This window comes from Pseudomonas sp. TAA207, from assembly GCF_001529285.1.
GTDB classification, from domain to species: Bacteria; Pseudomonadota; Gammaproteobacteria; order Pseudomonadales; family Pseudomonadaceae; genus Aquipseudomonas; species Aquipseudomonas weihenstephanensis.
Map to the genome: position 1 here is coordinate 74,889 of NZ_LLWJ01000064.1, position 23,908 is coordinate 98,796.

Consider the following 23,908-nt stretch of genomic DNA (forward strand, 5'->3'; position numbering starts at 1 on the left):
CAGTGCTTTCTAGCGCAGCCTTTTTCCCGCAGATACAAGCTGTTACTGTAACCAAACCTAAGCCCAACGCCTGGATCGGGTCTCTGACGTGATGCGTCCCCTCCTTTCGCTACTTATCTGCCTGGCCTTGAGCTTTCCTGCCCGCGCAACCCTCAGCGAAAGCCACGGTTATGCGCAGTTCGGCACACTCAAGTACCCGGCCACGTTCACCCATTTCGATTGGGTCAACCCTGATGCGCCCAAAGGCGGGACGCTCAAGGTCATGGCCTTTGGCACCTTTGACACGCTCAACCCCTATACCTTCAAAGGTACAAGCCCGGTATCTACCCCCAACTTTCTGCAATACGGGGTCAACGAGCTGAATGAAACACTGATGGCAGGCACTGGCCAGTACGCACCATCAGGCGACGAGCCGACCTCCAGTTACGGGTTGATCGCGCAATCCGTGGAGTACAACGAGACACGCAGTTGGGTGGTGTTCAACCTGCGGCCTGAGGCGCGCTTTCACGATGGCACTCCGATCACGGCCTCCGACGTTGCGTTCTCCTACAACCTCTTACGCAAAGAAGGCCACCCGCAGTACCGTACTCATTTGCAAGAAGTGCAGCGGGTGGACATTTTAGGCCCCAAGCGCATACGTTTTGTGTTCAAGCGCTCTGGCAACCCGCTGCTGATTCTGCGCCTCGGTGAACTGCCCGTTCTGCCTGAGCACTACTGGGCCAAACGCGACTTCAAAGCCACGACCTTTGAACCACCGCTGGGCAGTGGCCCTTATCGGATCAGCAAAGTCACGCCGGGCCGCCAAGTGGTCTTCGAACACGTCAAGAACTGGTGGGGCGCCAACCTGCCGGTCAATCGTGGCAAATACAATTTCGACCGGGTTGAGGTCGAGTTTTATCGCGACAGCGATGTCGCGTTCGAAGCCTTCAAGGCCGCAGAGTTCGACATCTACATCGAGCATCAGGCCAAGAACTGGGCCAACGGCTATAACTTCCCGGCCGTGCGCCGGGGGGATGTAATCAAAGCTCAAATCCCTCATCACATCCCGACTCAAACCCAGGGGCTGTTCATGAACAGCCGCCGCAGCACCTTCAATCAAACCAAAGTGCGTGAAGCGATGGGTTTGATGTTTGATTTTGAGTGGGCCAACAGGGCGCTGTTCAATGGGGCCTACCAGCGTGCAACGAGCTTCTACCCCAACAGTGATTTCTCGGCCAGCGGTATCCCGCAGGGGCACGAATGGTTAATGCTTTCACCCTGGCGCACACAACTGCCGCCCGAATTGTTTACCCAGACTTTTCGCCTGCCACAGACCGAGGGGCGTGGCATCCCTCGCCAAACCCTGCGCCGTGCGCTGAGTCTATTAGCTGAGAGCGGCTGGAAACTCTCAGGCCAGCGCTTGCTCAATGCAGACGGCAAACCGTTAACCTTCGAAATATTGCTGGTAAACCCCAACCTTGAGCGCATTCTGCAACCGTACGTGGAAAACCTGGCGAGCATCGGCATTGCTGCACGCCTGCGTACCGTCGACCGGGCACAGTACAAGCAGCGCCTGGATCAGTTCGATTTCGACATGATCCTCATGACCCTGGACCAAACCTTGAGCCCCGGTCTTGAGCAGTGGCAGTACTTCCACTCCAGCCAGGCCAACGTCAAGGGCAGTAAAAACTATGCGGGGGTGGCCAACCCGGTTGTCGATCAATTACTTGAAAAACTGCTGGCTGCACAAACCCGCGAAGAACAACTGGCCGCTGGCCGGGCACTGGACCGCGTCTTGTTGTGGCAGTACTACAGCATTCCTAACTGGTATCTGAACTATCACCGCCTGGCGTACCGCAACCGGTTCGCCTTCGTGACTACGCCGCCCTACAACTTGGGCCTGAGTGCGTGGTGGCTAAAGCCTACGGAGAAATCCCAATGATGCCTTTGCGTACATTGCTCAAGCCCCTCAGTGGCCTGCTATTGGCCGGCCTCAGTTGCCTGGCGCTCGCGGCGCCACAGCACGCGCTAACCCTGTACGACGAACCACCCAAATACCCGGCCAACTTCAAGCACGTTGATTATGTGAACCCGAATGCGCCAAAGGGCGGGACATTTCGCAAATCCGCACTGGGGACTTTCGACAGCCTGAACCCGTTTATCAACAAAGGCGTACCGGCCGACAGCATCGACCTGACGTATGACACCCTGGCCCGCCAGAGCCTCGATGAACCCTTCACCGCATATGGCTTGATTGCGCAGAAAATTGAAAAGGCACCCGATAACAGCTGGGTACGTTTTTATCTGCGGCCCCAAGCCAAGTTCAATGATGGTCATCCCATTCGCGCTGAAGACGTCGTGTTCAGTTTTGATACGTTGATGAAAAACGGCTCGCCCTTGTTCAAGGGGTATTACAGCGACGTCGAAAAAGCTGTCGAAGAAAACCCGTTGCAAGTGAAGTTCGTCTTCAAACACAACAATAACCGCGAGCTGCCATTGATCCTCGGCCAATTGCCGGTATTGCCAAAACATTGGTGGGAAACCCGCGATTTCAGCAAGGGCAACCTCGAAATACCTGTCGGCAGCGGCCCGTACACCATCACTGACATCAAGCCGGGGCGCTCGATTCGTTACGAACGCAACAAGGACTACTGGGGCAAAGACCTGCCCATCAACAAGGGGCTGTATAACTTTGACGCCATCACCATCGATTATTTCCGCGACAACAACGTGGCATTCGAGGCGCTCAAGGCAGGCCAATTTGACTACTGGTTTGAGATCAGCGCCAAAAATTGGGCCAGCGCTTATAACGTTCCGGCGGTCAAACAGGGCCGTTTAATTAAAGAAGAAATTCGCAATGCCAACCCCGCAGGCATGCAAGGCTTCATTTTTAATCTGCGCAGACCCATGTTCCAGGACATCCGGGTGCGCGAGGCGCTGAGCCTGCTATTCGACTTCGAATGGACCAACAAGCAGTTATTCAACGGTTCATATACCCGCACCAGCAGTTATTTCGAAAACTCGGAAATGGCCGCCAGCGCTCCGCCGACTGAAGAAGAGCTGGCAATTCTGGAGCCTTTGCGCGGGCAAATTCCCGATAAGGCATTTACCGAGGTATTCAAACCCGACGTCACCAATGCCACGGGCATGATTCGCGACCAACAGCGTCGCGCTTATCAATTACTGCAAGACGCCGGCTGGCGCATTGTTGACGACAAGATGGTGGATGCTCAGGGCAAGCCGGTGCGCATCGAGTTTCTGGTGGCGCAAACCGAATTCGAGCGCATTCTGCTGCCCTTCAAACGCAACCTTAGCGACTTGGGCATCGACATGCAGATTCGCCGGGTCGATGTTTCGCAATACTTGAACCGTCTGCGCTCACGGGACTTCGACATGATTATTGGCAGTTTTGCGCAGTCCAGTTCGCCCGGCAGTGAGCAGCGCGAATACTGGGAGTCGCAAAGTGCCGAAAAACCCGGCAGCCGCAACTTCATGGGGCTAAAAGACCCTGCCATTGACCAACTCACCGAAGGTCTTATCAATGCCGATTCGCGCCAGAGCCTGATCACTCATGCCCGCGCCCTGGACCGCGTGCTGCAATGGGGCTTTTACGTCATCCCCAACTGGCACATCAAAACCTGGCGCGTGGCGTATTCCAACCATATCGGCCACCCCACCGTGACCCCGTTGTATGACATCGGAATAGACACCTGGTGGGTCAAACCCGATGTCGAGCCGGTGACCTCCACCCAACCCACAAGCGAAAGCCTGGAGCCTTAGATGCTGGCGTATATATTCAGGCGACTGCTGTTGATCATTCCGACCCTGTTCGGGATCTTGTTGATTAACTTCATCATCATCCAGGCCGCGCCGGGTGGCCCGGTGGAGCAAATGATTGCCAAACTCGAAGGCTTCGACGGGGCGACCAGCCGTATCGCAGGCGGCGGCTCTGAGGTTTCGGTCGCGGGTTCCAACTACCGTGGCGCCCAAGGACTGGACCCGGCGCTGATCCAGGAAATCGAAAAAATGTACGGCTTCGACAAGCCCGCTCCCGAGCGCTTGTGGATCATGATCAAAAATTACGCCCACCTGGACTTCGGCGAGAGTTTTTTCAGGGATGCCAAAGTGATCGACCTGATCAAGGAAAAAATGCCTGTCTCCATCTCGCTTGGACTCTGGAGCACCTTGATCATGTACCTGGTGTCGATCCCGCTGGGTATCGCCAAAGCTACGCGACACGGCAGTCATTTCGACGTGTGGACCAGTTCGGCGATCATTATCGGCTATGCCATCCCGGCGTTCCTGTTTGCCATCTTATTGATCGTGGTCTTTGCCGGCGGCAGCTATCTGGACTGGTTCCCGCTACGCGGGCTGACCTCCAACAACTTCGACGAATTGAGCCTGGGCGGCAAAATCCTCGACTATTTCTGGCATCTGGCCTTACCCGTGACGGCATTGGTCATCGGCAACTTCGCCACGATGACCTTACTCACCAAAAACAGTTTCTTGGATGAGATCAACAAGCAATACGTGGTGACCGCCAAAGCCAAAGGACTGACCAATCATCGCGTGCTGTATGGCCATGTGTTTCGCAACGCGATGTTGCTGGTCATTGCCGGATTTCCATCAGCCTTTATCGGCATTTTCTTCACCGGTTCGCTATTGGTTGAGGTGATTTTCTCGCTGGATGGGTTGGGGCTTATGAGCTTTGAGGCGGCGATCAACCGCGATTACCCCGTTGTTTTTGGGACCTTGTTCATCTTCACGCTGGTAGGCCTGCTGGTGAAACTGATTGGCGACTTGTCATACACCCTGGTGGATCCGCGTATCGACTTTGAAAGCAGGGAGCATTGAGATGAAGTTATCGCCCCTCAATCGACGACGCTTCGCCCGCTTTAAAGCCAATAAACGCGGCTGGTGGTCACTGTGGATCTTTTTGGTGCTCTTCGGGCTAAGCCTGGGGGCCGAGTTAATTGCCAACGACAAACCGCTGGTGATCAGCTACGACGGCGAACTGTACTTCCCGGCCGTCAAACGCTACCCCGAGACGGACTTTGGCGGCGAGTTCCCACTGGAAGCGAACTACAAAAGCCCCTACATCCGCGAACTGCTGGCCAAGAAAGATGCCTGGGTGCTGTGGCCACCTATCCCCTATAGCTATCAGAGCATCAACTACGACTTGAAAGTCCCTGCCCCCGCACCGCCATCCGCTGAAAACTGGCTCGGCACCGACGATCAGGGTCGGGATGTGTTGGCTCGTGTGATTTATGGCTTCCGCATCTCCGTGCTGTTTGCACTGACCCTGACTATTTTGAGTTCGATTATCGGCGTGATTGCCGGGGCGCTTCAGGGGTTCTATGGCGGCTGGGTAGACCTCGCAGGCCAGCGGTTTCTGGAAATCTGGTCGGGCTTACCTGTCTTGTACCTGCTGATTATTCTCGCCAGTTTTGTGCAACCCAATTTCTGGTGGCTGTTGGGCATCATGCTGTTGTTTTCGTGGATGAGTCTGGTTGACGTGGTGCGGGCCGAATTCCTGCGCGGGCGTAACTTGGAATACGTACGCGCCGCCCGAGCCTTGGGCATGCAAGACATGGCCATCATGTATCGGCATATTTTGCCCAATGCGATGGTATCGACCATGACGTTCATGCCGTTCATTTTGACCGGTGCCATTGGCACTCTGACCGCACTGGACTTTTTAGGCTTCGGCCTGCCGCCGGGCGCGCCGTCTCTGGGCGAACTGGTGGCACAGGGCAAATCCAACCTGCAAGCACCCTGGCTGGGGATCAGCGCGTTTGCGGTGCTGGCAATCATGCTCAGTTTGTTGGTGTTTATCGGTGAGTCCGCTCGCGATGCTTTCGACCCGAGGAAATGAGATGACGCAGGACAATCTGATAGAAGTGCGCGATCTTTCCGTGGAGTTTGTAGCCGGTGAGCAGCCACAACGCGTGGTGCAAAACATCAGCTTTGATATCAAGCGTGGCGAAACACTGGCGCTTGTAGGCGAAAGCGGATCAGGCAAGTCAGTCACTGCCCACTCCATCCTGAGACTGCTGCCCTACCCCATCGCTCGCCATCCCGGCGGTAGCATTCAGTATGCCGGGCAGGACTTATTGAGCCTGGACGAAAAAAAACTGCGCCATATTCGCGGCAATCGAATTGCCATGATTTTTCAAGAACCCATGACCTCGCTCAACCCCCTGCACAGCATTGAAAAACAAATCAACGAAGTGCTCGGCATCCACAAAGGGCTGTCAGGCAAGGCCGCCACTGAGCGCACGCTGGAGCTGCTGGATCTGGTAGGCATCCCTGAGCCGCGCAAACGCCTCAAAGCCTTGCCACACGAGCTCTCCGGCGGTCAGAGACAACGTGTAATGATTGCCATGGCCCTGGCAAATGAACCCGAGCTGCTGATTGCGGACGAACCCACCACGGCGCTGGACGTCACCGTGCAGCTCAAAATCCTCGATTTACTCAAGGATTTGCAGGCACGACTGGGCATGTCGCTGTTACTGATCAGTCACGATTTGAACCTGGTACGACGAATTGCGCACAGAGTATGTGTCATGCAGCGCGGTTGCATCGTCGAACAAGCATCGTGTGAACAGCTGTTCCGTTCGCCACAGCATCCCTATACCCGGGAACTGCTCAGTGCAGAACCCCGTGGCGGCCCGGCCGATACCATTGCAGGCCCGCCATTGCTGGAAGTCGAGAACCTGAAAGTCTGGTTCCCGATCAAGAAAGGGCTGTTGCGCAAAACCGTTGATTACGTAAAAGCGGTCGACGGCATTAACTTCAGCCTGCCCCGCGGTCAAACGCTGGGCATTGTGGGAGAAAGCGGATCAGGCAAATCGACCTTGGGCCTGGCCATTTTGCGGCTGATTGCAAGCCAGGGCGTGATTCGTTTCGAAGACAAACAGCTAAACTGCTTGTCGCAAAAAGAAGTCCGGCCGTTACGCCGGCAAATGCAGGTGGTGTTTCAAGACCCGTTTGGCAGCCTCAGCCCACGCATGAGCGTCAGCGAGATTGTGGGTGAGGGGTTGCGCATTCACCAAATGGGCACCGCGCAAGAGCAGGAAGTAGCAATTATTGAAGCATTGCGTGAAGTAGGTCTGGATCCGGAAACCCGGCACCGTTACCCTCACGAGTTTTCAGGTGGACAACGGCAGAGAATCGCCATTGCCCGCGCATTAGTGTTAAAGCCAGCGTTGATTCTGCTGGACGAGCCAACCTCTGCGTTGGACAGAACCGTACAACGCCAGGTCGTCGAACTCTTGCGCTCGCTGCAAGCCAAGTACAACCTGACGTATTTGTTTATCAGCCATGATTTGGCGGTAGTCAAAGCGCTGAGCCACCAATTGATGGTGGTCAAGCAAGGCCAAGTGGTCGAACAAGGTGATGCGCAACGTATTTTTGCCTCACCGCAACATGCATATACACAACAGCTACTGGAAGCTGCCTTTTTGGCACCAGTAGCTGTCGATTAATCTGATAGAGGAACAACACATGGGTTTTCTCGCCGGTAAGCGCGTCCTGATCGTCGGTGTCGCTAGCAAATTGTCCATCGCTTCTGGCATTGCTGCCGCCATGCACCGTGAAGGCGCTGAACTTGCTTTCACTTATCAGAACGAAAAGCTTAAAGGCCGCGTTGAAGAGTTCGCAGCAGGTTGGGGTTCCAACCCTGAGCTGTGCTTCCCTTGTGACGTTGCCAGCGATGAAGAAATCGCCAAGGTCTTCGAAGACTTGAGCAAGAAGTGGGACGGCCTGGACTGCATCGTTCACTCCGTAGGTTTCGCACCGGGCGACCAACTGGACGGCGACTTCACCGACGCCACCACCCGTGAGGGCTTCCGCATTGCTCACGACATCAGCGCCTACAGCTTCGTGGCCCTGGCCAAAGCCGGTCGCCCGATGATGAAAGGCCGCAATGGCAGCCTGCTGACCCTGTCCTACCTGGGCGCTGAGCGCACTATGCCTAACTACAACGTGATGGGCATGGCAAAGGCCAGCCTTGAAGCGGGCGTACGTTACCTGGCGGGTAGCCTGGGCCCGGAAGGCACCCGTGTTAACTGCGTATCAGCCGGTCCGATCCGCACCTTGGCTGCTTCGGGCATCAAGAACTTCCGTAAAATGCTGGCGGCTAACGAAGCGCAAACGCCGCTGCGTCGTAACGTCACCATCGACGAAGTCGGCAATGCTGGCGCCTTCTTGTGCTCCGATTTGGCGTCGGGCATCAGCGGCGAAATCATGTATGTAGACGGCGGCTTCAACACCACCGCAATGGGCAGCCTCGAGGAGTAAACCTTCGCTGGCGCTCCATTAAAAACGCCCGGCGCAGTGATGCGCCGGGCGTTTTTCGTTGCAGGGAACACATTGGATTTTGCACTGATCACAACGCCGCGTATGACACGCGCAGGCCATTGGATTGCGGGTGTTGGCGTAGCCGTTGCCGAATGGGTGGTTCGATTGCGAAGCAGTCGTAAACCCGATGACGGCGGGGCGCTTGACACCTCAACCTGAATGCCTTTACGACCGCTACGCCTGTGGACGTAGCCTCGCATTACTCGTCAACTGCTACAGGCTTAGCCTGCCGGCTCAGAGCACCTACATGTCTTCGCAGCCATAAAAAATGGCCGCTCATTGAGCGCAATGCTGTTCACTTAAGCGGAGCAGCATTGCGATTAACGGGATACCGGGTTTTTGACATCTTTACCGCCCTGGGCCGCGCCGGCCTAGGGCGTTTTGTTATGAAGAGCACACCGATGCTGCCGCGAAGCTCTTCCAGACGTCTTGGTGTGTGTGAGGGTGATACGGCGCCCGCCATAACTACCAAATGACTAGCAATGTGCTGACAGGCAAACTTGAAGCTCACCTCGCTAGGGGCTCGTTTATGCGTAACCGCAGCCTGACTCGCTTCCCGCCGCACCACGTTATATGCCAGCAACAGCCCCCACAGCTCCTGATACACCAGATTCACAGTCTTGCTACGAAGGGTCAAAGAGTTGCCCTGCATTGAGCTTTTAATATCCCGAAAGCCGAGCTCGATTTCCCATCGTTCGTGATAAAGGGTAGCAACCTGCTCAGCGCTAAAACGTGACGCTGGCAGAGAGGTGAAAACTGTTTTCTCCTTGCCCTCGACCTGATAAGTAACGGCTCGCACTTGCCAGTGCTCAGGTAAATTTGGGTTCTTTTTGCGCGCCTGCGGCGAGACTTTCATCTGCACCAGGCAGTCACCATCGCCGTAACATTCAATCTGCGAACGGACTACGCCCTTACGCTCTGGGATCATCCAGTGACGGTTTCTCTCAATACTTTGGATGCTCAGCAACAAGTCCGCACTGAAAAAACCTTTATCCAGCAGTGTCACCGAATCATTGGGAATGGTTTCAACAAAATCCTTGGCCAGTGGAATTTCACCCTTGCGATAAGGGCTGATGGCGGCGTTGGCAATGACGTGCGAGCGAGCGTTCATTAGAGTTACAAGACGTAGCACTGGATAAGGCGTTTGACGATCGGAGGAGGTATTTCCTGAGCCAAAATGCGCTCGCAAGTCGGGTGTTTCCGGCGTTCGAAATATGGCGCCATCAACGGCAAAGACTTGAAGGCCGTGCCAGTCGTCTTGCGGATAACGTTCATATCCCCAGACGTTGGCACACTGTTGGAAAAGCCACTCTACGGGTTGCTTGCCCAGACGTTGGCGAGCTTGAGACAACCCGCTCTTGGCCAAAAGCACTTCATTGGCAAGGCCATCAGCGCAGATATTCAAGCGGCGAGCGACCTCAATGACCGGCTCCCCTCTGAAAAGCGCCATCCCGACTACCAGCCAAAGCACCATATCTGAAGGCAGTCGACGACGACGGATCGTCGCTTTATCAGCGAGCGAAGCCGCTGTGGCTATCCACTCATCAGGAATGTGATCGGCGAACACCTAAAGGCGCGAGAGCGGGCGCTCGGAAAAATCCAGAACAGCACTTAAATCCTGAGCAACAGGCATAAAAAATCCGGAGTCCTTATCAGACTCCGGATTTTCCGGCTGCTCGAGGATTAGTCAACAATCCTTAAGTGAACAGCATTGCGCTCATTGAGCGGCCATTTTTAGTGAAGCGCGGGATCCAACGCTTAGTAGCGCTCGACCTTCGCTTCGTTTTCCAACTGCTTGCGATACGCAGCAAAGTCTTGCTGGCCTGCACGCGAAGCGAGGAAGCGACGATAAGACGCTTTTTCCTCTTCAGTCGGCTTGGCGGCATCGTTGACACCGTTCAAACGCAACACAACCACACTGCCATCGGCCAAGGTCGCACTGCCAAACGTCGGCTTGTCCTTGGCGGCAGGCTTAGGCATACGGAACACCGCTTGCAGCACGGCCGGGTCGATCCCGTCCTGACCACGCGCCACCGCTTCCTCAACCTTCCATGACTGACCATCAATTGGCTGATTCAACGGCAATTTGCCATCGCGCAGACCTTTAATGATGTCTTCAGCTTTGGTTTTGGCCGCCGCACTCGCGTGCTCTTTAACCAACTGAGCACGGATGCTTGAAGCAACGGCGTCCAGCGGTAACTGCTCTGGCTTGCGATGCTCTTTGACGCGCAGCACAACAACTGTCTCAGGATCGAGCTCGATGGCGGTGCTGTTGGCACCTTCATCCATGACTTCGGTGCTGAATGCGGCTTGAACCACAGCGCGATTGGCGGCAACGCCCTCGCCCCCTTCACGGCCAAATGGCGCAGACGTATGAACTGTAAGTTTCAGTTCTTGAGCCGGCTGGGCCAGATCAGATGCTTCGAAAGCCGAATCTTCTAGCTGCTTGCTGGCATCGACAAAACGCTGCTCAACCTGTTGAGTCTTCAGATCACGCGTCAATTTGTCTTTGAGACTGGCAAAGCTTGGAACTTCTGGCGCTTCGACACCTAACAGCTTGATCAGGTGATAACCAAAGCTGGTGCGCACAGGCTGCGACACTTGATCTTTGTTGAGCGCATACAGTGCTGTTTCAAAGACAGGATCGTAAACACCCGGCCCGGCGAAGCCCAGATCACCACCATTGGCGGCCGAACCCGGATCTTGAGAGAACTCTTTGGCTAACGCCTCAAAGCTTTCGCCTTTATCCAGGCGCTGCTGAATTTCAGCGATCTTGGCTTTGGCCTGTTCATCGCTGACTTTGTCATTGACCTCAATCAGGATGTGCGCAGCACGACGCTGCTCGGCCAGATTGGCGATCTCTTTCTGATACAACGCTTGCAGCTCTTCGTCCTTAACCGCCACCTGATCGAAAAAGGCTGACTTCTTCAATTCGATGTAGTCGATAACGACCTGATCAGGGGTCATGAACTCTTTGGCGTGCTCGTCGTAGTAAGCCTTGACTTCGTCATCGGTCAATTTCACCGCAGCCGGATCGGCCTTGATGTTCAACGAAGCGAAATCACGGGTTTGTTTTTCAAGACGGGCGAACGCGTTGACCTGTTCATCGGTTACAAAACCGCTGCCTGCCAAGCCGGCACGCAACTGACCGATCAACATTTCCTCAGCCAGCATGTCGCGAAATTGCAGGCGGCCGTAACCCAGCTGACGAATCACTTGATCGAATCGCTCAGGGCTGAATTTGCCATCTGCCTGGAATTCAGGCGTTTGCAAAATGACCTGATCCAAGGCTGCTTCCGAGAAAGAGAACTTGGCCTGATTAGCCCCCTGGAGCAACAGCTTGCGGTCAATCAACCCTTTGAGGGCCGCTTCACGCAGCATCTTCTCGTCCAGCAAAGAGGCATCAAAATCTTTTCCTAGCTGCTGCATCAACTGGCGACGTTGCATGTCGACAGCTTGGCTGAGCTCGGTTTGAGTGATCTCTTCACCGTTTACCTTGGCGGCATCCTTGCTGGTAGAGGTGGCTTGAAAAATGGCATCGAAACCGGTCAACGCCATTAACGCGACGATGACACCGATGATGGTCTTGGCAATCCAGCCTTGTGAATTGTCCCTGATATTTTGCAGCATGCTTCCCCCAGAAACGGTCTTACTTAATGAACAACCGTGGAGCGTGGGTAGAGTCCGGATAGAAGAAAGGCGCATCCGAGGATGCGCCTTCTCGTAACTGGCGGAGCGGACCGGGCTCGAACCCGCGACCCCCGGCGTAACAGATCGATGTTGACATCGACTGCACTACCGCTCCGCTGCCAAGCCTGGCGTGCGCCTGACCCGGTTGGGTAAAAGGTATTACAGAAACTTAGTTAACCGCTTCTTTCAGTGCTTTACCGGCTTTGAAACCAGGTTTTTTAGCAGCAGGAATTTCCAGCGTTTTACCGGTCTGTGGGTTACGACCCGTACGAGCAGGACGATCGGTCACAGAGAAAGTACCAAAGCCAACCAGTACCACAGAGTCGCCAGCCTTAAGAGCGCCAGTGACGGATTCGATCACTGCGTCCAGCGCACGGCCAGCAGCAGCTTTCGGGATATCAGCAGATGCAGCGATAGCATCAATCAGTTCCGACTTGTTCACTCTAAGTCCCCTTATATCTATCTGAGAATGTTTCTAAAGTTTTTTTGGTAAAAGCAAAACGACTGCTGAAGCACTTACGGACACTTATAGAGCCGCTTTATAACAAGGGCTCTAAAAAGCGTCAAGAAAGCCCATCAGGCGAATCCGTATTAATGCGTGCTAATTCTTTCCTTAGAGTCAGACTCGCGCTTGTCGTCCTTGGCAACAATCTCGGGAGCCACATCCGGTAAGGGCTCCGGCGCGTATTGCAGCGCAATTTGCAGGACCTCGTCAATCCATTTAACCGGTTTGATTTGAAGATCCTGTTTGATGTTGTCAGGAATTTCCTTCAGATCACGGACATTTTCTTCAGGAATAATGACTGTCTTAATCCCGCCCCGATGAGCAGCCAATAATTTTTCCTTCAGGCCACCGATCGCCAATACCTGACCACGCAGGGTGATCTCACCCGTCATGGCGACATCCGCGCGCACCGGAATCAGTGTCAGTGCGGAGACCAACGCCGTGCACATACCAACACCCGCGCTCGGGCCATCCTTGGGTGTAGCCCCTTCTGGCATATGGATGTGAACATCACGTTTTTCGTTGAAATCCAATGGGATACCAAGGCTTTTGGCACGACTGCGAACGACCGTCAGCGCCGCCGTGATCGACTCGATCATCACGTCACCGAGCGAACCCGTCTTGATCAATTGCCCTTTACCCGGCACAACCGCCGCTTCAATCGTCAACAATTCGCCACCGACCTGAGTCCAGGCCAAACCCGTCACTTGACCAATCTGGTCCTGCTGCTCGGCCAGTCCATAGCTGAATTTTCTTACACCCAAAAAGTGCTCAAGAAGATCAGCGGTGACCGTGACGCAGAAGCGTTTCTCCATCACATGCTCTTTCACTGCCTTGCGGCAGATCTTGGCAATTTGACGCTCAAGGCCTCGAACGCCCGCTTCACGCGTGTAGTAACGAATGATGTCGCGAATAGCTTCGTTATCAAATGCCAGCTCACCTTTTTTCAGGCCGTTGGCCTCAATTTGCTTGGGCGCGAGGTACTTGACGGCGATGTTGATTTTTTCGTCTTCCGTGTAACCCGGCAAACGAATGACCTCCATCCGGTCCAGCAATGCGGGCGGAATATTCATCGAGTTGGAGGTACACAAGAACATGACGTCGGAAAGGTCGTAGTCGACCTCCAGGTAATGGTCGTTGAAGCTGTGATTCTGCTCAGGATCGAGCACTTCAAGCAATGCAGACGCAGGGTCGCCACGCATGTCACTGCCCATCTTGTCGATCTCGTCGAGCAAGAACAATGGGTTGCGAACACCCACCTTAGTCATTTTTTGAATCAATCTACCGGGCATCGAACCGATGTAGGTACGGCGGTGACCGCGAATTTCTGCTTCGTCACGCACGCCACCCAGGGCCATACGCACGAATTTTCGGTTTGTAGCGTGAGCAATCGACTCCGCAAGAGACGTTTTACCCACACCCGGAGGCCCTACCAGGCACAGGACCGGGCCACGAATCTTCTTCACGCGCTTTTGCACGGCGAGGTATTCAAGGATCCGCTCTTTGACTTCCTCCAGGCCATAATGGTCTGCATCCAGGATGTCTTCAGCACGCTTGAGGTCAAGGCGAACCTTGCTCTGCGCCTTCCACGGCACCTGAACCAACCAGTCGATATAAGACCGCACAACCGTGGCTTCAGCCGACATCGGAGACATTTGCTTGAGCTTGTTCAGCTCAGCCAGCGCCTTGGTCATTGCATCTTTGGGCAGGCCTGCCGCATCGATGCGCTTTTTCAGTTCTTCAATTTCATTGTGACCTTCGTCACCATCACCCAGCTCTTTCTGAATAGCCTTCATCTGCTCATTCAGGTAGTACTCACGCTGGCTGCGCTCCATCTGCTTTTTGACACGACCGCGAATACGCTTTTCAACTTGCAGCAGGTCAATCTCGGCATCCAGCAGGGCCAGGACGTGTTCAACCCGGGTTTGCAAATCGATGATTTCGAGAATTTCTTGCTTCTGCTCGATCTTGAGGGCCATGTGGGCCGCCATCGTATCGACCAAGCGGCTTGGCTCATCAATGCTGTTAAGCGAGGACAACACCTCAGCCGGGACCTTTTTGCCCAACTGCACATACTGCTCAAATTGAGAAAGCAGGCTGCGTACAAACACTTCAGACTCACGCTCAGGCGCTGCGGTCTCATCAATCAAAGAGACTTCAGCACTCAGATACCCGTCAGCCTGACCAAATTTCTCGACCGCACCGCGCTGCTCACCCTCAACCAATACCTTAACGGTGCCATCTGGCAGCTTAAGCAGTTGCAAAACGGTGGCAATAGTACCCACACCATAAAGTGATTCAGCACTCGGATCGTCGTCAGCAGGGTTTTTTTGAGCCAACAGCAAGATCTGCTTGTCGCCCGTCATCGCTGCCTCAAGGGCCTCGATCGATTTCTCGCGTCCCACGAACAGTGGGATCACCATGTGCGGATACACAACGACATCACGCAACGGCAGGAGAGGCAATTCGATGGTTGTCTTCATGATTTCGCCTCTACGGCGGCCATAAGGCCGTAATCAGATGGAAGTAAGCTTGAAGCCAAGATGGGGGCTGTCTCTAAAAAAAACAAGCGCTGAAGAGCAGGAAAAACAAAGGGGCCCTAAGGCCCCTTCATTAACACGCACCATGTAACAAACAGCTACACAATTACGCGTCGGGTGCAGCCTTGGCAGTCGCTTCGTTGTTTTCATAAATCAACAACGGCTTGGACTTGCCTTCTATAACGCTTTCGTCGATCACCACTTTACTCACCTCGGATTGCGAGGGGATTTCATACATAGTGTCGAGCAAGACGCCTTCAAGAATCGAACGCAAACCACGAGCGCCTGTCTTGCGCTCAAGCGCACGCTTGGCCACAGCTTTCAAAGCATCAGCACGGAACTCGAGATCGACACCTTCCATCTCGAACAGCTTGCCGTATTGCTTGGTCAAGGCGTTCTTCGGCTCAGTGAGGATCTGCATCAACGCAGCCTCATCCAGTTCGTCCAACGTCGCCAAAACAGGAAGACGCCCGACAAACTCAGGGATCAGACCGAACTTGACCAAATCGTCAGGTTCGACTTCACGCAGGGATTCGCCAACCTTCTTGCCCTCTTCCTTGCTGCGTACTTCGGCGCTGAAGCCGATACCGCCACGCGTCGATCGAGCCTGTACAACCTTCTCCAGACCCGAGAACGCACCGCCACAGATAAAGAGAATGTTGCGGGTATCAACCTGCAAAAACTCCTGCTGCGGGTGCTTACGGCCACCCTGAGGCGGAACGGAAGCAACAGTGCCTTCAATCAATTTCAACAAGGCTTGCTGTACACCTTCACCGGAAACGTCACGGGTGATTGAAGGGTTATCAGACTTGCGCGAAATCTTGTCGATTTCATCGATGTAAACGATGCCCATCTGGGCCTTTTCTACATCGTAATCGCACTTCTGCAGCAGCTTCTGAATGATGTTTTCGACATCCTCACCCACATAACCCGCTTCGGTAAGCGTGGTTGCGTCAGCAATTGTGAAAGGCACATTCAGCAGACGAGCCAAGGTTTCCGCCAGCAGGGTTTTACCCGAACCGGTAGGACCAATAAGCAGGATGTTGCTCTTGCCAAGCTCGACATCGTCGTTCTTTTTGTCACGCTGGTTGAGGCGTTTGTAGTGGTTGTATACCGCTACAGCCAAAACCTTTTTGGCACGTTCCTGACCAATAACGTATTGATCAAGGATGCCGCTGATTTCTTTTGGCGATGGTAATTTATGCGCGCTGCTCTCGGCCTGGGCTTCCTGCACCTCCTCACGGATGATGTCATTGCACAGGTCGACGCATTCGTCGCAGATAAAGACCGAGGGGCCGGCAATCAATTTGCGCACTTCATGCTGGCTTTTGCCACAGAAGGAGCAATAGAGCAATTTGCCGTTGTCCTCGCCGTTGCGGGTGTCAGTCATTCGATCGATCCAAATCCGATAGGCTTGCAACACAAGATGAAGGCAACTGCGGGCTTTTTCAAGTCCGCAGGTGGTCGGTTAATCCAACCACCCACATTTGCGCTGCTTAAGCGGGCATTTGACGCTTGCTGAATACTGAGTCGATCAGGCCATACTCGGCTGCACGCTCGGCACTCATGAAGTTGTCACGCTCAGTATCACGCTCGATGGTCTCGAGTGTTTGACCCGTGTGATGCGCCAACAGCGAGTTCAAACGATGACGGATATTGAGGATTTCCTTGGCGTGAATGTCGATATCCGACGCCTGGCCCTGGAAACCGCCCAATGGCTGGTGAATCATCATGCGCGAGTTAGGCAAGCAGTGACGCTTGCCTGGTGCGCCGCCAGCCAACAGGAATGCACCCATGCTGCACGCTTGACCAATGCAGATGGTCGACACGTCTGGCTTGATGAACTGCATGGTGTCGTAGATCGACATACCTGCAGTTACCGAGCCGCCAGGAGAGTTGATGTAAAGATGGATGTCCTTGTCCGGGTTTTCGGCTTCAAGGAAGAGCAACTGCGCCGCAACCAGGTTCGCCATGTAATCTTCTACAGGGCCTACCAGGAAGATGATCCGCTCCTTCAACAGGCGCGAATAGATGTCATAGGCGCGCTCGCCACGGGCGGACTGCTCAACAACCATCGGGACCAAGCCGCCAGCGGCTTGAATGTCAGAGTTCTGCTGCATATAAGAATTGCGGGACATGTCCTGCAGTCACTCCCAAATAGTTCTGTCTTGAATACGCATAAGCCAGCGCGAGGCTGGCTTATGGTAGTGTTTTCCAACGAGTCCGAAATCAGTCGGCTTGTGGAGCTTCCACCGGCTTGACAGCTTCTTCGTAAGAGACCGACTTGTCGGTCACCTTAGCCTTCTGCAGAACAGTATCCACAACTTGCTCTTCCAGCACAACCGAACGAACTTCGTTCAATTGCTGGTCGTTTTTGTAGTACCAAGCTACAACCTGCTCTGGCTCCTGATAGGCGGAAGCCATTTCCTGGATCATTTCGCGAACGCGATCTTCATCAGGCTTGAGGTCGAACTGCTTAACCACTTCAGCCACGATCAGGCCCAGCACTACGCGACGCTTGGCTTGCTCTTCAAACAGCTCAGCAGGCAGTTGATCCGGCTTGATGTTACCGCCGAATTGCTGGACTGCCTGAACGCGCAGGCGGTCTACTTCGCTCGACAGCAGAGCCTTTGGCACTTCAATCGGGTTGGCAGCCAGCAGGCCTTCCATTACCTGATTTTTGACCTTGGACTTGATGGCCTGACGCAGCTCACGCTCCATGTTCTTACGAACTTCGGCGCGGAAACCTTCAATACCTGTCTCTTTAATACCGAATTGAGCGAAGAATTCTTCGTTCAATTCAGGCAGTTTTGGCTCAGAAACAGTATTCACAGTCACCGTGAACTCAGCAGTTTTACCTGCCAGGTCCAGGTTCTGGTAGTCCTCAGGGAATGTCAGGGTCAGAACGCGCTCTTCGCCTGCTTTGGCGCCGACCAGGCCATCTTCAAAGCCCGGAATCATGCGGCCCGAACCCAGTACCAACTGAGTACCCTTGGCTGAGCCGCCTGCGAATACTTCACCATCAACCTTGCCAACGAAATCGATATTCAGTTGGTCTTCGTTCTGAGCAGCACGCTCAGTCACTTCAAAGCGGGTGTTCTGCTTGCGCAGCACGTCCAGCATTTTGTCCAGGTCGGCATCAGCCACTTCAGCGCTCAGGCGCTCAACAGCGATGGTGTCCAGACCCGTGACTTCGAACTCCGGGAAAACTTCGAAAGTTGCGATGTATTCCAGATCCTTGCCTTTTTCGAACACTTTAGGTTCTACGGATGGCTGGCCCGCCGGGTTCAGCTTTTGCTCAACCACTGCTTCATAAAAAGAAGCCTGGATGATGTTGCCCAGCGCTTCTTGACGCGCATCAGCTTCGTAACGCTGACGGATCACGCTCATTGGCACCTTGCCTGGACGGAAGCCCGGGATCTTGGCCTTTTGGGCAGTCTGTTGCAGACGCTTGTTGACTTCAGCCTCAATACGCTCAGCTGGCACGCCAATGGTCATGCGACGCTCAAGAGCGGAAGTATTTTCAACAGAAACTTGCATGGATATTCCTCGTTGCACAGACGTTAGCCGGCCGTTTCCGACCCCATAATCAAGGGCATGCATTCTAGTGGGTCAAACTCAAGAAGTCACCCTACCGCATTCGTGCAAAGAAACAGCAGACACATTAATAAGGTGCAAACAATAATTTGCTTACCACCTCAGTACACATTTTTTACGCTCAAGCCCTAATTTAGAGGCTCAACAGATGCCACCCACTCACCCAGCAGACACCTGAGCACACCGTTACAAAAAACGAACGATGCGCTGCACGCATTAACGCAACACGTACAAAGCTAACCAGGAACGCATAACGAACCCGATAAATTAAATCGCCAGAACGAAAAAAGCGCAGCCCTTTTCAGGTGCTGCGCCTTTTTTCAGCTGGTAGATGAACTACCAAATTTGGTGCGGACGGAGAGACTCGAACTCTCACACCTTGCGGCGCTGGAACCTAAATCCAGTGTGTCTACCAATTCCACCACATCCGCATTTCAAACTTTTGAAGCAAAGACGCCAGACTATTAATCTGGCGTCTTTCTAAATATGGGGTGGACGAAGGGGATCGAACCCTCGACAACGGGAGTCACAATCCCGTGCTCTACCAACTGAGCTACGCCCACCATATTGCCTGTGCTGCCTGTGTTGCCTTACTTGTGCCAAAGCTGCCTAATGGCGCACCCGGCAGGACTCGAACCTGCGACCATCCGCTTAGAAGGCGGATGCTCTATCCAGCTGAGCTACGGGCGCCTTATTAATCTGTATTCTGTGACGACTACAAACTAAGTGCTTTCAGTATCACCAAGCTAGACATCAACTTCGCTCTACCTTCTTAACCAGTGCTAGGCTGTGCCCGACAAGTGCGACGAATGTTATAGGTGAGTCGGGAAGTCGTCAACTCTTTTTTGAAAAAAGTTTAGAAATATAAAGGGGTTAGGGGAATAAGCAGACCAAGCGCCTTTGCCCTCACGCCACGGCATGCGAGAATGCACGCCCTTTTTCCACCCTTTTCGATGGTTAATCACGCGTAATGACTGCACAACTAATCGACGGCAAAGCGATCGCCGCCAGCCTGCGCCAGCAGATTGCCAAACGTGTCGCCGAGCGTCACGAGCAAGGCCTGCGCACTCCTGGTCTGGCAGTGATTCTGGTAGGCAGTGATCCTGCCTCCCAGGTTTATGTTTCGCACAAGCGTAAAGACTGCGAAGAGGTAGGCTTTCTTTCACAAGCCTATGACCTGCCTTGCGACACCACCCAGCAAGCACTGACCGATCTGATCGACCGCCTTAATGAAGACGCGAACATCGATGGCATCCTGCTGCAACTGCCATTACCTGAGCACCTGGATGCATCCAAGCTATTGGAACGCATCCGCCCGGACAAAGATGTCGACGGTTTCCACCCCTATAATGTCGGCCGCCTTGCACAACGCATCCCTCTGCTGCGTCCTTGCACCCCTAAAGGCATCATGACCTTGCTGGAAAGCACCGGTCAGGATCTCTACGGGATGGACGCCGTCATTGTAGGCGCCTCCAATATTGTGGGCCGACCGATGGCGATGGAGCTGCTACTGGCAGGCTGCACCGTCACGGTCACCCACCGCTTCACCAAAGACCTGGCCGGCCACGTCGGCCGCGCCGATCTGGTCGTGGTTGCCGCCGGCAAACCGGGTCTGGTTAAAGGTGAGTGGATTAAAGAAGGCGCCATCGTGATCGACGTGGGTATCAATCGTCAGGCCGATGGCAAGCTGGTAGGCGATGTTGTGTACGAAACCGCCCTGCCCCGCGCCGGCTGGATTACACCCGTTCCAGGCGGTGTAGGCCCGATGACCCGTGCCTGCCTGCTGGAGAACACACTCTACGCAGCCGAAACCCTGCACGACTAAGCGTCTAAAACGGCATTGCCAACGGCACCTTCGGGTGCCGTTTTCATGCGCGCAGCTAAACGATCACCCAAACAAAAGCCCGCACTGGGCGGGCTTTAGCTCACAACACGAGCAACCTAGTCAGCCAGACGCCAAGTTGTCCCGCCTTTTCCGTCTTCAAGCACCACACCCATTGCGCTCAATTGATCGCGAATGCGGTCGGACTCAGCCCACTCTTTGGCCGCACGAGCGGCCAAACGCGCCTCGATCAACGCGTGCACTTGAGCAGCATCCACCTTGCCTTGCGCGCCAGCCTGCAAGAACGCGTCTGCTTCGAGCTGCAATACACCCAGCACGTCAGCCAACTGCTTGAGACGCGCAGCCAAACCCGCAGCCGCGTGCAGATCGGTTTCACGCAGGCGATTGATCTCGCGCACCATTTCAAACAGCACGGCGCACGCTTCCGGAGTACCGAAATCGTCGTTCATCACTTGGGTGAACCGCTCGACAAACGCTTCCCCACCCGCAGGCTCTGCGTTTGGCAGGCCTTTAAGTGCGTGATAGAAGCGCTCAAGCGCCGCTTTCGCGTCCTTAAGGTTGTCTTCGGAGTAGTTGATCGAACTCCGGTAGTGGCTGGACACCAGGAGGTAGCGCACCACTTCGGGGTGATATTTCTCCAGCACATCGCGAATGGTGAAGAAGTTGTTCAAGGATTTGGACATCTTTTCGCCATTGATGCGAATCATCCCGCAGTGCATCCAGGCATTGGCGTAGGTTTTACCTGTCGCCGCCTCACTCTGGGCAATTTCGTTCTCATGGTGCGGAAACTCAAGGTCACTGCCGCCACCATGAATATCGAATGTCTCGCCCAAGCAGCATGTCGACATCACCGAGCACTCGATGTGCCAGCCCGGACGCCCCGGACCCCACGGTGATTCCCAACTCGGCTCGCCCGGCTTGACGCCTTTCCACAGTACGAAATCCAGCGGATCGTCTTTGGATTCATCAACCTCGATGCGTGCGCCAATGCGCAAGTCTTCGATCTTCTTGCGCGACAGCTTGCCGTAACCCATGAACTTGGCAACGCGGTAGTACACGTCACCATTACCCGGGGCGTAGGCATAGCCTTTGTCGATCAGGGTCTGAATCATTGCGTGCATGCCCGCAATGTGATCGGTGGCTCGCGGCTCCATGTCCGGTTTACGGATGTTGAGCCGTGCTTCATCGTCATGCATCGCCGCGATCATGCGCTCGGTCAGCGCCTCAAACGTTTCGCCGTTTTCACGGGCACGGTTGATGATCTTGTCGTCGATGTCGGTGATGTTGCGCACATAGGTCAAATCGTAACCACTGAAACGCAACCAGCGGGTCACCAGGTCAAAAGCAACCATGCTGCGGCCGTGACCAAGGTGGCAGTAGTCGTATACGGTCATGCCGCACACGTACATACGCACGTTGTTGCCATCCAGAGGCTTGAACACTTCTTTGCTCTTGGTGAGCGTGTTGTAGATCGTTAACACGAAGATTTCCTTAAAACTGATTCACTGGCCCCACGAATCTCGCAAGGTCACAGTGCGATTGAATACCGGACGACCTGGCTTCGAATCCTTGATATCAGCGCAGAAATAACCTTCGCGCTCAAACTGGAAACGGTCTTCAGGCTGTGCATTGCCCAACGAAGGCTCTGCACGACAACCGGTTAAAACCTGCAGCGAGTCTGGATTGATGTTTTCCAGGAAGCCCGCACCATCTTCAGCCTTTTCAGGGTTCGCAGAGCGGAACAGTCGATCATACAAGCGCACTTCACACTCCACGCTGGCCGCTGCCGGCACCCAATGCACCACGCCTTTGACCTTCCGGCCTTCAGGGTTCTTGCCCAGGGTTTCAGGGTCGTATGAGCAATGCAGCTCAACGATGTTGCCATCGGCATCTTTGATGGCTTCGTCGGCACGAATCACGTAGCTGCCGCGCAAACGCACTTCGCCTGCTGGCTCCAGGCGCTTGTAACCTTTTGGCGGCTCTTCCATGAAGTCGTCACGGTCGATATAGATTTCACGCGCGAACGGCAACACGCGAACACCCATGTCTTCTTTCGGGTGGCACGGCAGCTCAAGGGATTCAACCTTGTCTTCAGGGTAGTTGGTGATGATGACCTTCAACGGGCGCAGTACGCACATGGCGCGCGGCGCGCTGTGGTCCAGGTCGTCGCGGATGCTGAATTCCAGCATGCCAAAGTCAACCACGCCGTCAGACCGGTTGGTGCCGACCATGTCACAGAAGTTGCGGATCGACTTGGGCGTATAACCACGGCGACGGAAACCCGACAACGTGGACATGCGCGGGTCGTCCCAGCCATTGACGTGTTTTTCATCAACCAATTGCTTGAGCTTGCGCTTGCTGGTGATGGTGTAGTTCAGGTTCAGGCGTGAAAATTCGTACTGACGCGGCTTGCTCGGCACCGGCAGGTTGTCGAGGAACCATTCGTACAGCGGACGATGCCCTTCAAATTCCAGGGTGCAGATCGAGTGAGTGATGCCCTCGATCGCATCTGACTGACCATGAGTGAAGTCATAGTTGGGGTAGATGCACCACTTGTCACCGGTTTGATGGTGATGAGCATGGCGAATGCGATACAGGATCGGATCACGCAGGTTCATGTTGGGCGAGGTCATGTCGATTTTGGCGCGCAGTACGCGCTTGCCGTCTTCGAACTCGCCCGCTTTCATGCGTGCGAACAGGTCGAGGTTTTCCTCAACGCTACGTTCACGGAACGGGCTGTTTTTACCCGGCTCGGTCAGGCTGCCGCGGTATTCCTTGGCTTGCTCGGGGGTCAGGTCGCAGACATAAGCCTTGCCCTCTTTAATGAGGTAAACCGCCCACTCATGCAATTGGTCAAAATACTGCGAGGCATAGCGCACTTCGCCGGACCACTCAAAGCCCAGCCATTTCACGTCGCTTTCAATCGCGTCGATGTATTCCTGATCTTCTTTGGCCGGGTTGGTGTCGTCAAAACGCAAGTGCGTGACGCCGCCAAACTCTTGAGCCAGCCCAAAGTTCACGCAAATGGACTTGGCGTGACCGATGTGCAGATACCCGTTGGGTTCTGGCGGGAAGCGGGTCACGATCTGTTTGCATTTACCCGAGTCAAGGTCAGCCTGAACGATTGGACGCAGGAAATTGGCCGGGACAGCAGGGCCAGCCTTTGAATTCAGAGTGGTGTCGACAGTGGGCTTGCTCATAGGATCCTTGAACATAACGAGTGCGCGGCCTGGGGCGGCCGACTAAATCAAAGCGCCTATCATAGCCGATGCTGTCAAGTCACTGACAGAGCAGGCACGCAATCAGGCGCCTTGAAATGCCTGCTTTTAATGCCCATATAGCAAAAACAGCATCGAAATGCCGGGCGGGCAGGCTAAACTCCGCCGCTGGGCC

Annotated in this window: 16 protein-coding genes and 3 tRNA genes; 7 read left to right on the top strand and 12 right to left on the bottom strand. The window is 54.5% G+C overall.

The window, feature by feature from the left end; genetic code table 11:
* Nucleotides 1-91: 91 nt before the first annotated feature.
* The 6 genes from AP059_RS10390 to fabI are packed head-to-tail and all read left to right on the top strand — an operon-like array spanning nucleotide 92 to nucleotide 8,280.
* On the top strand, nucleotides 92-1,921 hold the full coding sequence (locus AP059_RS10390; RefSeq protein ID WP_059763125.1) for an extracellular solute-binding protein: 1,830 nt from the start codon (nucleotides 92-94) through the stop codon (nucleotides 1,919-1,921).
* Nucleotides 1,918-3,759, top strand: a complete 1,842-nt coding sequence (locus tag AP059_RS10395; RefSeq protein ID WP_059763126.1) for an extracellular solute-binding protein — start codon at nucleotides 1,918-1,920, stop codon at nucleotides 3,757-3,759. Before AP059_RS10390 ends, AP059_RS10395 begins: the two co-directional genes overlap by 4 nt.
* Nucleotides 3,760-4,833, top strand: coding sequence for a microcin C ABC transporter permease YejB (locus tag AP059_RS10400; protein WP_059763127.1), 1,074 nt, complete (start codon nucleotides 3,760-3,762; stop codon nucleotides 4,831-4,833).
* Between the two features lies 1 nt (nucleotide 4,834).
* Nucleotides 4,835-5,854: an ABC transporter permease gene (locus AP059_RS10405; RefSeq protein ID WP_059763128.1), complete on the top strand. Its 1,020-nt coding sequence runs from the start codon at nucleotides 4,835-4,837 to the stop codon at nucleotides 5,852-5,854.
* A gap of 1 nt (nucleotide 5,855) precedes the next feature.
* Entirely contained in the window at nucleotides 5,856-7,466 is a 1,611-nt protein-coding gene (locus AP059_RS10410) for an ABC transporter ATP-binding protein (RefSeq protein WP_059763129.1), read from the top strand.
* A gap of 19 nt (nucleotides 7,467-7,485) precedes the next feature.
* The gene (fabI, locus tag AP059_RS10415; protein ID WP_003441378.1) at nucleotides 7,486-8,280 is read left to right on the top strand and encodes an enoyl-ACP reductase FabI; all 795 of its coding nucleotides are present in this window, start codon (nucleotides 7,486-7,488) and stop codon (nucleotides 8,278-8,280) included.
* Between the two features lie 355 nt (nucleotides 8,281-8,635).
* Here the strand turns inward: fabI and AP059_RS10420 are convergent, their stop codons facing one another.
* The 10 genes from AP059_RS10420 to AP059_RS10465 all read right to left on the bottom strand — a co-directional run bounded on the left by AP059_RS10420 (nucleotide 8,636) and on the right by AP059_RS10465 (nucleotide 19,362).
* On the bottom strand, nucleotides 8,636-9,907 hold the full coding sequence (locus AP059_RS10420) for an IS4 family transposase (protein ID WP_120752333.1): 1,272 nt from the start codon (nucleotides 9,905-9,907) through the stop codon (nucleotides 8,636-8,638).
* A gap of 191 nt (nucleotides 9,908-10,098) precedes the next feature.
* The gene (locus AP059_RS10425) at nucleotides 10,099-11,970 is read right to left on the bottom strand and encodes a SurA N-terminal domain-containing protein (protein ID WP_059763130.1); all 1,872 of its coding nucleotides are present in this window, start codon (nucleotides 11,968-11,970) and stop codon (nucleotides 10,099-10,101) included.
* A gap of 229 nt (nucleotides 11,971-12,199) precedes the next feature.
* The gene (locus AP059_RS10430; RefSeq protein ID WP_003183171.1) at nucleotides 12,200-12,472 is read right to left on the bottom strand and encodes an HU family DNA-binding protein; all 273 of its coding nucleotides are present in this window, start codon (nucleotides 12,470-12,472) and stop codon (nucleotides 12,200-12,202) included.
* Nucleotides 12,473-12,621: 149 nt separating this feature from the next.
* Entirely contained in the window at nucleotides 12,622-15,018 is a 2,397-nt protein-coding gene (gene lon, locus AP059_RS10435) for an endopeptidase La (protein WP_059763131.1), read from the bottom strand.
* A gap of 163 nt (nucleotides 15,019-15,181) precedes the next feature.
* Complete coding sequence (gene clpX / locus AP059_RS10440) at nucleotides 15,182-16,465, bottom strand: ATP-dependent Clp protease ATP-binding subunit ClpX (protein WP_048379377.1); 1,284 nt, start codon at nucleotides 16,463-16,465, stop codon at nucleotides 15,182-15,184.
* A gap of 106 nt (nucleotides 16,466-16,571) precedes the next feature.
* On the bottom strand, nucleotides 16,572-17,213 hold the full coding sequence (clpP, locus tag AP059_RS10445) for an ATP-dependent Clp endopeptidase proteolytic subunit ClpP (RefSeq protein WP_047276599.1): 642 nt from the start codon (nucleotides 17,211-17,213) through the stop codon (nucleotides 16,572-16,574).
* Nucleotides 17,214-17,304: 91 nt separating this feature from the next.
* Entirely contained in the window at nucleotides 17,305-18,615 is a 1,311-nt protein-coding gene (gene tig / locus AP059_RS10450; protein WP_059763132.1) for a trigger factor, read from the bottom strand.
* Nucleotides 18,616-19,018: 403 nt separating this feature from the next.
* A tRNA-Leu gene (locus tag AP059_RS10455) sits at nucleotides 19,019-19,103 on the bottom strand.
* 56 nt (nucleotides 19,104-19,159) lie between these two features.
* Nucleotides 19,160-19,235: transfer RNA gene (locus tag AP059_RS10460), tRNA-His, on the bottom strand.
* Between the two features lie 50 nt (nucleotides 19,236-19,285).
* Nucleotides 19,286-19,362, bottom strand: a tRNA-Arg gene (locus AP059_RS10465).
* Between the two features lie 280 nt (nucleotides 19,363-19,642).
* On the opposite strand from AP059_RS10465, the gene folD reads away from it, so the two are divergent.
* Nucleotides 19,643-20,497, top strand: a complete 855-nt coding sequence (folD, locus tag AP059_RS10470) for a bifunctional methylenetetrahydrofolate dehydrogenase/methenyltetrahydrofolate cyclohydrolase FolD (protein WP_059763133.1) — start codon at nucleotides 19,643-19,645, stop codon at nucleotides 20,495-20,497.
* 116 nt (nucleotides 20,498-20,613) lie between these two features.
* Here folD and cysS read toward each other — a convergent pair whose 3' ends face one another.
* On the bottom strand, nucleotides 20,614-21,996 hold the full coding sequence (cysS, locus tag AP059_RS10475) for a cysteine--tRNA ligase (protein ID WP_059763134.1): 1,383 nt from the start codon (nucleotides 21,994-21,996) through the stop codon (nucleotides 20,614-20,616).
* Nucleotides 21,997-22,017: 21 nt separating this feature from the next.
* Nucleotides 22,018-23,715, bottom strand: a complete 1,698-nt coding sequence (locus AP059_RS10480; protein ID WP_059763135.1) for a glutamine--tRNA ligase/YqeY domain fusion protein — start codon at nucleotides 23,713-23,715, stop codon at nucleotides 22,018-22,020.
* Nucleotides 23,716-23,908 lie beyond the last annotated feature (193 nt).

Coding starts and splice junctions, on each gene's coding strand:
- clpP (WP_047276599.1), bottom strand. CDS start 17,213: ATGTCCCGCAATTCTTATATGCAGCAGAACTCTGACATTCAAGCCGCT.
- AP059_RS10390 (WP_059763125.1), top strand. CDS start 92: ATGCGTCCCCTCCTTTCGCTACTTATCTGCCTGGCCTTGAGCTTTCCT.
- AP059_RS10400 (WP_059763127.1), top strand. CDS start 3,760: ATGCTGGCGTATATATTCAGGCGACTGCTGTTGATCATTCCGACCCTG.
- AP059_RS10425 (WP_059763130.1), bottom strand. CDS start 11,970: ATGCTGCAAAATATCAGGGACAATTCACAAGGCTGGATTGCCAAGACC.
- tig (WP_059763132.1), bottom strand. CDS start 18,615: ATGCAAGTTTCTGTTGAAAATACTTCCGCTCTTGAGCGTCGCATGACC.
- clpX (WP_048379377.1), bottom strand. CDS start 16,465: ATGACTGACACCCGCAACGGCGAGGACAACGGCAAATTGCTCTATTGC.
- folD (WP_059763133.1), top strand. CDS start 19,643: ATGACTGCACAACTAATCGACGGCAAAGCGATCGCCGCCAGCCTGCGC.
- AP059_RS10395 (WP_059763126.1), top strand. CDS start 1,918: ATGATGCCTTTGCGTACATTGCTCAAGCCCCTCAGTGGCCTGCTATTG.
- lon (WP_059763131.1), bottom strand. CDS start 15,018: ATGAAGACAACCATCGAATTGCCTCTCCTGCCGTTGCGTGATGTCGTT.
- fabI (WP_003441378.1), top strand. CDS start 7,486: ATGGGTTTTCTCGCCGGTAAGCGCGTCCTGATCGTCGGTGTCGCTAGC.
- AP059_RS10480 (WP_059763135.1), bottom strand. CDS start 23,715: ATGAGCAAGCCCACTGTCGACACCACTCTGAATTCAAAGGCTGGCCCT.
- AP059_RS10405 (WP_059763128.1), top strand. CDS start 4,835: ATGAAGTTATCGCCCCTCAATCGACGACGCTTCGCCCGCTTTAAAGCC.
- AP059_RS10410 (WP_059763129.1), top strand. CDS start 5,856: ATGACGCAGGACAATCTGATAGAAGTGCGCGATCTTTCCGTGGAGTTT.